This window comes from uncultured Thiodictyon sp. (assembly GCA_903837595.1).
Classification (GTDB): Bacteria; Pseudomonadota; Gammaproteobacteria; order Chromatiales; family Chromatiaceae; genus Thiodictyon.
This window is the reverse complement of record CAILVI010000219.1, coordinates 1-11328: the sequence shown is the minus strand read 5'-3', so window position 1 is coordinate 11328 and position 11328 is coordinate 1. Positions and strand designations below refer to the sequence as shown.

Below are 11328 nucleotides of genomic sequence, written 5' to 3'. Positions count from 1 at the left end.
GTACCAGTCGATGTTCTCGCCCCAGGCGGCCGAATCCGCGGTTGCCGGTGGGGTGGGTGGGTCGATGGAGAAGCTCGCCGACTTCTACATGAAGATGGCCGATCAGACCTTTCCGGTGCTCGAAGTCGATGCGGGACGGGCGGTGGAGTTGATCCTGAACAAAGGGGTCTCGCTGCGACTGAGTCGGGATGCGCCGGGGTGATGTGGATGCGCGCCATCCCGATGACGACTCAGCCGGTACAGAAACGGCGCAGCCGCGGGCGGTCTCCTCGCCTGAGGGCAGGCGCGCCGACCGGGGCTGGCAGGGGCGGCATATCGTGCGGCGTCAGACCCAGTTGTCCCTAAGCAACCCGCGGACCCGCTTGAATTCTTCAACGTTATTCGTGACCAATGTGCAGCCCAGGTGCATCGCGTGTGCTGCAATCAGCAGGTCGTTGGCGCCGATGGGGGTCCCTTGGGCCTCCAACTCGGCGCGGATTTCCGCATAGACTCCGGATGCCTCGTGCGGCCAGTCCAACACCAGACAATAGGGCAGAAAGTCCGCCAGGGCGGCTGCGTTCTCCGCCCGTCGCTGGCTCTTCTGGATCCCGAATTGAAGCTCGGCCAAGACGATGGCGGAGATACCGACCTCCCCGATGGCGAGCCGCCGCAGGCGTGCCCGCACCTGCGGTGGATGGTGCTTCATAGTGTAGATGCAGGTATTGGTGTCGAGCATCCAACGCATCAGAGGGCTTCCCGGGCCTGGGGTGGGGGCGCGTCGATGGCGTCGGGAAAATCCTCGGTGAGCCGCTGCCCCCGCGCGAAGTAGTCATCCCAGGAGCGCGGTTTGGGCGTCAGGACGATGCTGTCGCCCTCGCGATGAATCAGCACCTCGTCGGCATCGATCTCGAGGTCGCGGGGTAGCCGCACCGCCTGGTTGCTCCCGTTGCGGAAGAGCCGCGCGGTACGCACGTGGGCAGGATCCGGGGCGGATGCCCGAGGCTGGGTCTCGATCATGGAATCACCTCTCGCCTATGTTGTACGCATAGGCGAAGTCTAGCCGAAATCGTTCACAAGGGGGCGAGCCGATGCTTGCGGACGAAGGGGCCGGTGTCGGCATGGACGGCCAGTCGGCTGATTAGCGCCTGCGTCGGCTCCAGAGCGCCCGTGAGCGCGGCGGCCTGCACGGCAACGCTCGCGGCCTGCCACACATCCCCGGCCTTGATCTCGTAGAACTGCCCGTTGGTCATCCAATGCAATGCCGCCGTTGCGGCCTCCAGGGCGAAGGCTGGATGGGTGCCGAGATGATCCCGCGCGGCACGCAGCAGGGTGCCGATATCCACGGCCGAGCGGCGTGCCAGATCGGCGGCCAGGTCGAGGAATCCGAGCGCCTTGGCGGTGGCGAACCAGCGCCCCGGGTCGTCCGGGGTGGATGCAATCAGGTCGTCGAGGACCGTGCGGGGCGCCATGTCCGGGTATTTCTTCTTGATCGCCCGATAGGTGGCCAGATGGGTTCCGGCCTGGTTGGCGGCGATGGCATAGCGTCGATACGCCTCATCCGACTGCCCGGCGGCCAGCAGGACCTCCTCGCACGCCCGCGCGATGGCCACGGGGTTGTCGTTGCGTCCGCGTGAAGCCTCGGCGTAGGCGATGGCCGCATCGGTCTGGCCCTGGGCGGCCAGCGCCCGGACCCCGTAGCGGCGGTAGTGCCACCAGAGAAAGGGCGCGATTTCGATCAGGTCCAGGAGTTCCTGGTGACGCCCGGCGGTGAGCAGGCAGGAGAGACAGGCCGTGGTGCCGCGGAAATAGTCATGCCGCTCCGGCGCCCAGCTCAGCCGCACCGCGGGTACCAGCTCGTCGGCGGCCCTGGATGCGCGCTGCGGTGTACCGCACAGATCGCCCCAGCGATCACCGATCTGCGAGAGGAAGTCCACCCCGTCCGCTTCGATGGCCGTCCAGAGCCGGGCGAGCCACCGCTCCCGCGTTGTCTCGTCCGCCGTTACGGCCACCAGCAGGTCCAACAGGTCATGCACCGTTTTGTTGACGCCATTGCCCAAGGCCCCAGAGGAACTATCCACCTGCTGGAGCGCCGGCCAGAGCCGCTCCAGCAGCAGGATCGCCCCCTCGGCCGCGCGTGCAGGCTCGCTGCGGTGGGCCGCCTTGATCTCGGCGACGGCCTCTTTCAACCGCTGGATCGCCAGACTGGAGCCGCGCCAGCCGAAGGCGCGGGCGCGCCAGCGAGGGCGGAAGCTCCAGGGGTCGCTCGGGGTCTTCATCGTACGGGTTACTCGGTGGTCGGTTGCAGTCATCATGAGGCCAGCCGGGGCTGCGGCCAGGTCAGCGCGTCGCAGGAGGCGTTCGGATCGCTGGCCTGGCCCAGCAGGTGCTACCTGGAACCGTCGTCACTCAGTTGTGCCTTCCTGGGAGCCATCTGTGCAACATGCCAGGTTGATGGCTGGGACACTTGCCCCGCGAACACAGACGGACTAGCCTGCACCGCCATGGATGAACTCGGCACACCCCACGACCGTTACTTCCGGGAGAGCTTCGGACGGTTGGAGATTGCCCGGGATTTTCTGTTCCAGAACCTTCCTGCGGCGCTCCTGGCTGAGATCGACCTCACCACCCTGGAGATCTCCAAGGATACCTATGTCGGCGAGGACCTGAGCGAAGACTGCTCGGACCTCGTGTATCGGGTGGCCTGTCGTGGTGCCGAACTCCAAGTCTATCTGCTGTTTGAGCACAAGAGCCGGCCGGAGCACTGGGTACTGCTCCAACTGCTGCGTTACGTGGTCGCTTCCGGGGAGGAGTACCGCAAACAGCACCCGCAGGCGCGCCGCCTGCCGCCCGTCTACCCGCTGGTGCTTTACCACGGTAGTCGCCAGTGGCGGGTGCCGGCCAGTTTCCAAGATCTGGTCGAGCCGTTGCCGGAGGCATTAGTCCCCTACGTCCCGCAGTTCCGTTATGCCCTGCACGACATCTCCGTGCGGACGAACGCGGAGATCAAGGGCGAGGTACTGACCCGGTTGGTGCAGTTGGCGTTGCGACATATCTACAGTAGGGAGCCGACGGGGCCGCTGCGCGAGCTGTTGGCCCTGATGCGGCAGATCGCGGACCAGACCACCGCGACTGAAATCCTGTCCACCCTCCTGCGCTATTATGTCCAAGCCAATACCCGCCTGGACGAGGAGACGGTCCGGACGCTGTTGAAAGAGACCCCGAGCGGAGACGCCATCATGCAAACCTTTATCGATCGCTACATTGAGCAAGGCCGGCAACAGGGGTGGCAAAAAGGGCGGCAAGAGGGTGTAAGCAACGTCCTTCTGCGGCAGATCGAGCGCAAGTTCGGCCCGCCAAGCGAGTCGGTCCGTGCGCGGATCGCCAGCGCCGACCCCGAAACCCTGCTCTCATGGTCCGAGCGCATCCTCACCGCCGACACCCTGGACGCGGTGTTGCATTGAGCAAGAGCCCGAGCCGACAGACCAACCCGCAGACCCGGGACCAGTAGCGCCGCGCTGTCGCCCCCCTTAACCCTTATCCGCCACGCACGAAGGCCCCCCGTCCCGCATAGACGGCAGAAGCCCCCAGCGCCTCCTCAATGCGCAGCAACTGATTGTACTTCTCGACCCGCTCGCCGCGGCAGGGCGCGCCGGTCTTCAGATGCCCGGTGCCCAGGGCCACCGTCAGATCGGCGATGAAGCTGTCCACCGTCTCGCCGCTACGATGTGACACCATCGCCCCCCAGTTGGCACTGTAGGCCAGATGCACCGCGGCCACGGTCTCAGTGAGACTGCCGATCTGGTTGAGCTTGATCAGCACGGCGTTGGCGACGCCCTCCGCGATGCCGCGGGCGATACGTTCCACGTTGGTGACGAACAAGTCATCCCCGACCAACTCGATCTTGTCGCCCAGTGCCTGGTTCAGGATCTTCCAGCCCGCCCAATCATCCTCGGCCAGCCCGTCTTCGAGCACGGCGATGGGATATTTGGCGACCCAATCGGCATAGATGGCCACCATCTCGGCGGCGTCCACCTTGCGACCTTCAGTGCGCAGGTTGTAGAGACCGTCCTCATAGAAGCCGCTGGAAGCCGGGTCCAAGGCGATCACGATGTCCTCGCCCGGCCGATACCCCGCACCCTCGATCGCCTTGAGGATCACCTCCACCGCCTCGGCGTTGCGCTTCAGGGCCGGGGCGAAGCCGCCCTCGTCGCCGACACCGGTGGAGTGACCGACGTCCTTGAGCACCTTCTTCAGGGTGTGGTACACCTCGGCTCCCCAGCGCAGCGCCTCGGCGAAGTTGCCGGCGCCCACCGGGGCGATCATGAACTCTTGAAAGTCGGTGCCCTGCCAGTTGGCATGGACGCCGCCGTTCAGGATGTTGAACATGGGTACCGGGAGGCGACAGGCCGCCGACCCGCCCAGGTAGCGGAAGAGCGGCAGGCCGCAGCACCGGCACGGGCCACCGCCAGGCTGACCCCCAGGATGGCGTTGGCCCCGAGTTTGGACTTGAGCGGTGTGCCGTCGAGCGCCAGCATGGTGCGGTCCACCCCGCCCTGATCCAGCGCGTCCATGCCGACCAGGGCCGCGGCAAGCTCGCCGTTGACGTGACCGAGGGCCTGTTGCACCCCCTTGCCGCCATAGCGGGCGGGGTCCCCATCGCGCAACTCCAGGGCCTCGTGAATGCCGGTCGAGGCTCCCGACGGCACCGCCGCGCGGCCGAAGGCGCCGTCGTCCAGGGTCACTTCCACCTCGACGGTGGGATTTCCGCGGGAGTCCAGGATCTCGCGGGCGTGCAGGGCTTGGATGGTCGTTTTCATCGATCAACTCCTCGTCAGGGTGAAGTGGCCTCAGTATGGAGCAGGTTGGGTCACGCGTAAGGCCCAGATTGGCAGCAACAGCGCTGCGGCGAAGGCACAGGCGGCCGAGAAACCGAAGGCGGCGAGCGCCCCGACGCCTTGGTACAGCGCGCCGAACAGCAGCGAGGCCGGCAGGAGCACCAGTCCCGCGATCAGGTTGAACCAGCCGAAGGCGGTACCGCGCAGCGCCGCCGGCGCCAGGTCTGCGACCAGCGCTTTTTCCACGCCCTCGGTTGCGGCCATGAAGGTGCCGTAGAAGGCGAACAGGCCGAACAGGGCGAGCGGCGTTCCGGGTGGCAGTAACCCCAGGCCAAGATAGAAGGCCCCGTAGGCCAGCCAGCCGGCGACGATCAAACGTACCCGTCCCACCCGGTCGGACAGGGCCGACAAGGGGGTCGAGAACAGCGTGGCGACGAGCGACATGGCCGCCCAGGCCAGCGGGACCTGGGCCTGCGGCAGGCCCAGCTCCTGGGCGCGTAGCAGCAGGAACATATTTGACGAGTTGCCCAAGGTGAACAGGCCCAACACCACCAGATAGCGTTTGAAAGCGGGCGGGAGCCCGGCCAGCCGCCAGGAGAAGGCGGGCGGTGTGGGGCGTGCCCCGTTCGGTGCCGGCTCGCGCAGCAGCAGGGCCATGATCAGGCAGGCGACGGCGGGGGCGGCAGCAAACAGGATGACCTCCCGGAGCTCCCACCCAAGACCCAGCAACAGGGCCGCCAACAAAGGCCCCACCACGGCGCCCGCGTTGTCCATGGCGCGGTGCAGACCGAAGGCCAGTCCGCGCACGCCAGGGTCCACACTGGCGGCGAGCAGCGAATCCCGCGGGGAGCTGCGCAGGCCCTTGCCGACTCGGTCACCGAAGCGCAGCAGTGCCACCGCGGGCCAGCTGGTTGCGAACGCGATCAAGGGTCGAGCGAAGCCGGCCAGGGCATAGCCCCCCACCACCCAGGGCTTGGCGCGTTGGGTGCGATCCACGATCACGCCGGAGAAGAGCTTCAACAGGCTGGCAGTGGCCTCCGCGATGCCCTCGATCAGCCCCAGGGCGCGCGGCCCTGCCATCAGGACCGCGGTCAGATAGAGCGGCACCAACGGATAGACCATCTCCGAGGCCGAGTCGTTGAGCAGGCTGATCAAGCCGATCAGCCAGACGGTGCGGGGCAAAGAGAGGATAGCTCGGAACATGGTCATGCTCACACTCGCAGGCTGGCGATGAGCCGCACATGGTACCGGGAGTCGTCGCCCGGAATAGCGACGTGAAGTAGGGTGATCGGGCGCTCAGCCGGGCCACTGTCGCCGTGCATGGAGCGTAAACGATGGCTTGGCGGCTGATCGAGCCAGGTCAGAGCACGTCCCATCGGCAGGCCGTCCAACAGGTTGACGGTCGGGAAGACCAAGGACAGGGTGGGAACGATGGGATTGAGACGGAAATCGAAGCCCCAGCGCGGCAGGGCCGCACCGATGACGACGGCAACGACCGCGCAGATGTTCATATTCCCCCGTTGAAGCAACGGCCGGACGGCTTGAGGGGCTGGGATCATATGACGATGCCTATCCCTGCTGCCCCGGGCATGGTGAGTAGGCATCATCAGCCGGCTGGGCCTGCGTTTGGGGGAGGAATGCCATCTCTGCTGGCTGGAATATTATCCCGAACGTGCGGGGATCGCCACATCGGGTGTCCTTGGCGTGGGGCTCGAACGCGCAGCAGATTGCTTGGGGGGTGTTCCGCATCGTCCAATAGGCTCAAGAGCAGCGGCACCGACACCCAGATGTCCTCACACCTTGGCGCGGGGTCAGCATGTCGCAATTCCGGGGCATCAAGCTCAATGCAAAAGCACCCGTGTGCATGGATCGCTCCGTGGGAATGAGGACGGTGCCGGTTCATTCTATAGGTTAACGGGCGTTGTAGGCGTCTGGCTGCTGTCCGGGCTTGCGAAGCGGCCAGCGATCCCGGACGGCACCTTCCGAAGGTCCTGCCGCAAACGTTGCGCCTCCAGGTTCAGGGCCTTCTTCTCCTCGGTCAGTGCCGCTTCCCGGGATCGGGCCTCCGTCACTGCTGCCTGATGCTCGGCGAGGCGGCTGAGCCAATGCTGTGTGTCCGCATCCCGCGACTGCTGTTCGGCCTGGACCGTGGCCGTTAACGTGGCAAGCTGGCCGTCGCGTTCGGACACCGAGCCGCGCAGCTGCTCCGCCAACGCCTGGGCGGCTGCAAAGTCCGCCCGCGTCTGTGCCGCCGCGTCCCTGGCGGTCGCCTCCGCGCGCTCCAGCAACTCGGCCCGCGCCGTCGCGACCTCCTGCTCCACCTGGAGCCGGGCGATGCGCGCTTGGGCCGCGTTGAGGCTTTCCGCCGACGCGGCGGCAACCCGCTCGGCATGGTCACGCTGGCGGGACTGGTCCTCGCCCTGCTCGCGGGCCTGCGCCATGGCCGCGGCCGTCTCCGCAAGGGCCTCGGTGCGGGCGGCGAGCGTGTTGCCGGCCAGGTCCAGGGCGTCCTGCGTTTCCCGCAGCGTGATGCCCTGGCTGTTCATCTCGGCGGCCAGTCGCTCGATCTCGGTCCTGGCCGCGTCACGCTCCCCAGCGACCGCCGCTACCTGGGCATCCAGCCCCGAAACCTGGGCCTCAAGCGCCGTCTTCGCGCCGTCCCACTGTTCGCCGGCCAACCGGCACGCCTGGTCCCAGACCTCGACCACCTGCGTGCGCAGCGCCTCGGGAATGCCGGGGATCTGAAACCGCCGGGCGGCCTCGTCGAGCCAGTCGTCGATCCCGGCGCCGATCGCCTGCTGGGAGCCTTTACCACCCAGTCCCTCGCGGACGGCGGCGATCGTCGGGCGCCTGCCGGCGGCGGCGAGGGTACAGGCGGTCTCGAAGGCGCGTTGGCGGGTCGCTCCATGGGCGCTCATGGTGATTCCGGTGGGTGGTCGAACGCGCCAACGGCGCCGATGCTAACGCGCTCGATGATCGAGCTCACCGCCCCACGGACGGACCAGTCGCCCGTCCATGCCTCCCCCGGCCGATGCACCAGGCGATCGAGCCATAGACGGGTGACTTCACCGTCGGGGTTCCGATCGAGCCCCAAAACCTGCGCCAGGATGGGCGCCGAACGGCCGGAGCGCCGGATGGTGACTGACCCCTCACCAATGACAATCTCGATATCACTCATCATCTTCCCCTATGCCGCCAGTCGGTCCCGGACTTCATGGGTCCGGCATCCCATCAGCCCCGCCAAGTCCTCGACGAACCGCCCCAGAATGGTATCCAGGTGCAGGAACTCCACGTCGTCCAACTCCGGCGTACACCAGTCGAGTCCTGCACTGATCGCGCTACGCTTGTGCGTGACCATCTGCCCCTGGTAGTCGTCGATCGACCCCCTCAAGTGGACGAACTCCGTCGTGACGGCCCGGGTCTGCTGGGGCCGCAGGACCCGGCCCTCGGCTTGGTCCTCGGTCTTGGCGGTCCAGGAGCGGGTGAGGAACAGCACCCGATCCGCCTCCGGGATGTTCAGCCCCTTCTGCGCCACCCCCAGACTCGCCAAGAGGACCGGGGCGGGGCCGGCGCGAAAGCGCGTGTTCAGCTCCCGCACCCGCTCCGCGATGGGCTTGCCGCCATGGATGGTCACGTGCTCGACCCCGCGTCGGTCCAACGCCTGCCCGATGACCTCCAGCAACTCCGGCCATTCGGCATAGGCGATGACCTTGTGGCCGTTCTCCATCAGCCCGGCCAACCGGTCCACCACGTACCGTTGTTTGCTGGTGAGTCCGCGGTCGTAGACGAACGGGGATTTGTCCGAGCGGCGTTGCGGGATCGCCGCCGCGATCTGCACCGCCTGGATGCGCGCCAGCAGGGCGATCAGGTTACGCTCGCGGGAATTGGCCTGGCCCTTCAGATACCACTGACGGAAGTCCTCGGCGACCCGCAGATAGTGGGCCAGGTGGGCGGGGTCCCAGTCCAGGGTGGTCACGCGGTGCTCCGGTACCGGGATCTGGAAGTGCCGCGCCACATCGGGCTCCTGGGCCACGCGTCGCTTGACGTGGTGGGCGAGGGCCGCCCGGTAGGCCGACAGATTGCGCAGCTTCGGCACCTCGCGCTTGGCGCCGGTCGTCATATCCTGCCGAAACTGGTTTGTGACCCACTCCAGGGTGACGAACTGCTCGCGCACCCGGTCAATCCCGGGCACGCAGTCGCGGGTCGATTGCCGCAGCGCTGGGTCCAGATACCAACGGTGCATTCCGTATACCTGGGCGGCCGTCGCATCGCCCCCGGTGAAGGCGAGCACGGAGAAGGCATCGCGCGGGTAGTTCCCAAGCGGCGTCCCAGAGAGTGCAAAGCGCCGCTTGGCTGCCAGCATCCGCAAGGCCGCGCTCTGGGCCGTCCCCTTGTTGCGTAACAGGTCGCCCTCGTCGGCGACCAGGCAGCCAATGCGGTGCCGCAGTCGGCTCGCGTAGGTGCGCCGCTGGTGGGCGCCGTGGATCGGCCCCCGCAGCCGGTGGTAACTGATCACGTTGATCCGCCGCAGCCGGTCGAGGTCCCGCGGACTTTGGATCACCTGCCAGTCCGTGGCCGGGATCGGGAGCTTGGCCAACTCGGTGCGCAGCTCGTCGATCAGGTACGCCTCGGTGCAGATCAGCCCGGCGGTGCAGCCGGACAGCAGGATCAACCCGGCGGCGAGCCGCGCCTTGCCGAGCCCGACCGCCCAGGCGGCGATGGCGCCGCGGGTCATCGACAATTCCAGCAGGTCCTCGAACTGGTAGTCCCAGGACAGGAACCCATCCAGGCCCAGCGCCTGCCCACGGCGGCGCAGTTCAGTCGCCCGTTCGGGGAAGGCCATCAGCCGTCCGGGATGGACCGTCTCCCAGTGGTCCTCTGTCTGTCCGGTGACGACGGCGAAGCGGCGGTTGAGTTCCTCTTCCGCCAATCCGAAGTCGCGCCCGCCGATCCGGTACCGGTAGGACCCGGGGCCGTCGGGTGCGAAGGCCACCTCCGCCCCCGCCTTGATGACCGGTGAGCCCCAGGTGTCGGGGTCCACCAGATGCGTGGTGCGCGCCTTGCCGACGACCGCGCCGGCCGGGCCATGCGCCATGTCGGCCTTGACCAGGATGGTATGCCGGAAGGGGGTGCGCTCGATGCGCAGCCGGCGGGTGCGTTTGTGCAGGTACCGCAACAACCCCGGATCGACCTCCAGGTCGGCGCCCGCGGCGCGGATCAGGTCGCACAGGGCCTCAATCGACGCCAACGGGTCCACCTGGGTCAGATGAACCTCGATATCCAGCGCACCCTGGCCGGTGTACTTCACCCCCTTGGGGTAGCGGTGGCCATCAATGACCGGGGCGGTGAGCCGCTCGCGCAGGACGGCGTTGCGGACCTTGGCCTCGATCAGGCCGCAGCCAAAGCCCAGGGTCAGCTTGCGCCCCGAGTGGCCGAGTCGGACTTTGGGGTTACCCGTGACCGGGCGGGTGATGGTCGGTCCTTCGTCGACGATCCCCGTCTCGCGCAGCCGGGGGTTCAGGTGGCGCGTGGTGCGGCACGACAAGCCCAAGTCCGGCGCCAGGGTCAGCGCGTCGTCCAGGGTCTCGACGCGGACAGCGACACCGGGCGCCCGTGGGTCCTTGGCAAAGAACAGCACGGACACCCGCACCTCGGCCCCCTGCTCGCGGAAGCACCAGGCGGGGGCGTGGAATGCGGCCACCAGTCGCGGCCAGGCCCCGGGGTCGGCCAGCATGGTGTCGGTATAGGACCGGGGCAGGATCGCCGCCACCAGGTCGGCCGCCGCCAGTGCCTGCTGCACGGCGTAGGCGTGCGACAGGGTCGAGGTATCCGGCCCGAAGCGCCCGTAGTGCGTGGCCGGGCCGGCAACCAGGGTCGGTGCCTCCAGATGGAGCGAGAAGGGCGGGTTGATCAGGGCGACCCCGAAGCCGGTCGGGTCGATCTGCTCCATGCCCACGGTCGAGAAGTGGCGCTGGAACCCGGCCACCCTGGCAGCCTCAGCGAGCGCCGTCACGCTGGGACCGTGAATATCGGTCCCGGCCAGCGTGTGGCGGGCCGGATCGGCGAACTGAAGCAGGGCGCCGGTGCCGCAACTGGTGTCGATCAGGGGCACCCGGACGCCTTCACCGTCGCTGGACAGGGCGCGCTCCACCGCGGGGGCGACCATGCGCCAGATCCAGGCGGCGAGGGCGTCTGGGGTGAAGAACTGGCCAAGGTGCGCCAAGCGGGCCGCGTGCAGTCCAGCGAGTGACCCTGGGCGTTTGGCCTGGCTCCCGAGCGAGGCCCGGCCGCGCAGGGCCTGGCGCCAGTGGGCGGCTGGGACGGGTGCGGTAGTGTTCATGCGGCCTCCTGGGCATCGGCGTTCTCGGAATGTCGGCCATAGAGGGCCAGGAACAGTTGCAGTTGCGTGCCGATCGCGGCGCCGAAGACGAACTCAAAGCGGGTGTGATAGGTAATGATGTGCAGGGCAGAAGAGACCTGAATCCGTTGCCGGGAAACCACGCTGTACCCGTGT

General features: G+C 67.5%; 9 protein-coding genes, 2 pseudogenes and 1 riboswitch. Of the genes and pseudogenes, 2 read left to right on the top strand and 9 right to left on the bottom strand.

Going from position 1 to position 11328, the window contains the following annotated elements:
• Positions 1–202, top strand: a pseudogene (locus QZY44_RS11755) (hypothetical protein); the annotation flags it as partial.
• A 123-nt stretch (positions 203–325) separates the two neighbouring features.
• Here QZY44_RS11755 and QZY44_RS11750 read toward each other — a convergent pair.
• The 3 genes from QZY44_RS11750 to QZY44_RS11740 form a co-directional block, all read right to left on the bottom strand.
• Complete coding sequence (locus QZY44_RS11750; RefSeq protein WP_295446410.1) at positions 326–724, bottom strand: type II toxin-antitoxin system VapC family toxin; 399 nt, start codon at positions 722–724, stop codon at positions 326–328.
• On the bottom strand, positions 724–951 hold the full coding sequence (locus tag QZY44_RS11745; protein ID WP_295446408.1) for an antitoxin: 228 nt from the start codon (positions 949–951) through the stop codon (positions 724–726). The genes QZY44_RS11750 and QZY44_RS11745 overlap by 1 nt, the downstream gene beginning before the upstream one ends.
• 98 nt (positions 952–1049) lie before the next feature.
• Complete coding sequence (locus tag QZY44_RS11740) at positions 1050–2255, bottom strand: hypothetical protein (RefSeq protein WP_295446407.1); 1206 nt, start codon at positions 2253–2255, stop codon at positions 1050–1052.
• Positions 2256–2480: 225 nt separating this feature from the next.
• Here QZY44_RS11740 and QZY44_RS11735 point away from each other — a divergent pair, with 225 nt between their 5' ends.
• Positions 2481–3440, top strand: a complete 960-nt coding sequence (locus QZY44_RS11735; RefSeq protein ID WP_295446405.1) for an Rpn family recombination-promoting nuclease/putative transposase — start codon at positions 2481–2483, stop codon at positions 3438–3440.
• 73 nt (positions 3441–3513) lie between these two features.
• Here the strand turns inward: QZY44_RS11735 and eno are convergent.
• From eno to QZY44_RS11705, 6 genes and pseudogenes are all read right to left on the bottom strand, one after another.
• A pseudogene (gene eno, locus QZY44_RS11730) lies at positions 3514–4796 on the bottom strand (phosphopyruvate hydratase).
• A gap of 30 nt (positions 4797–4826) precedes the next feature.
• The gene (locus QZY44_RS11725) at positions 4827–6023 is read right to left on the bottom strand and encodes an MFS transporter (protein ID WP_295446402.1); all 1197 of its coding nucleotides are present in this window, start codon (positions 6021–6023) and stop codon (positions 4827–4829) included.
• 2 nt (positions 6024–6025) lie between these two features.
• The gene (locus tag QZY44_RS11720; protein ID WP_295446401.1) at positions 6026–6325 is read right to left on the bottom strand and encodes a hypothetical protein; all 300 of its coding nucleotides are present in this window, start codon (positions 6323–6325) and stop codon (positions 6026–6028) included.
• Positions 6326–6404: 79 nt separating this feature from the next.
• A riboswitch (Fluoride riboswitch) is annotated at positions 6405–6471 on the bottom strand.
• A 247-nt stretch (positions 6472–6718) separates the two neighbouring features.
• On the bottom strand, positions 6719–7732 hold the full coding sequence (locus QZY44_RS11715) for a DNA-binding protein (protein ID WP_295446399.1): 1014 nt from the start codon (positions 7730–7732) through the stop codon (positions 6719–6721).
• Positions 7729–7992 (bottom strand): hypothetical protein, encoded by a 264-nt coding sequence (locus QZY44_RS11710; RefSeq protein WP_295446397.1) that lies wholly within the window; start codon positions 7990–7992, stop codon positions 7729–7731. Before QZY44_RS11710 ends, QZY44_RS11715 begins: the two co-directional genes overlap by 4 nt.
• A 9-nt stretch (positions 7993–8001) precedes the next feature.
• Positions 8002–11154, bottom strand: a complete 3153-nt coding sequence (locus QZY44_RS11705) for a DEAD/DEAH box helicase (RefSeq protein WP_295446395.1) — start codon at positions 11152–11154, stop codon at positions 8002–8004.
• Between the last annotated feature and the right edge of the window lie 174 nt (positions 11155–11328).

What these genes read in the sequence shown, in the direction of transcription:
- QZY44_RS11750 (WP_295446410.1), bottom strand. Translation starts at nt 724, where the DNA reads ATGCGTTGGATGCTCGACACCAATACCTGCATCTACACTATGAAGCAC.
- QZY44_RS11740 (WP_295446407.1), bottom strand. Translation starts at nt 2,255, where the DNA reads ATGAAGACCCCGAGCGACCCCTGGAGCTTCCGCCCTCGCTGGCGCGCC.
- QZY44_RS11735 (WP_295446405.1), top strand. Translation starts at nt 2,481, where the DNA reads ATGGATGAACTCGGCACACCCCACGACCGTTACTTCCGGGAGAGCTTC.
- QZY44_RS11725 (WP_295446402.1), bottom strand. Translation starts at nt 6,023, where the DNA reads ATGACCATGTTCCGAGCTATCCTCTCTTTGCCCCGCACCGTCTGGCTG.
- QZY44_RS11720 (WP_295446401.1), bottom strand. Translation starts at nt 6,325, where the DNA reads ATGAACATCTGCGCGGTCGTTGCCGTCGTCATCGGTGCGGCCCTGCCG.
- QZY44_RS11715 (WP_295446399.1), bottom strand. Translation starts at nt 7,732, where the DNA reads ATGAGCGCCCATGGAGCGACCCGCCAACGCGCCTTCGAGACCGCCTGT.
- QZY44_RS11710 (WP_295446397.1), bottom strand. Translation starts at nt 7,992, where the DNA reads ATGAGTGATATCGAGATTGTCATTGGTGAGGGGTCAGTCACCATCCGG.
- QZY44_RS11705 (WP_295446395.1), bottom strand. Translation starts at nt 11,154, where the DNA reads ATGAACACTACCGCACCCGTCCCAGCCGCCCACTGGCGCCAGGCCCTG.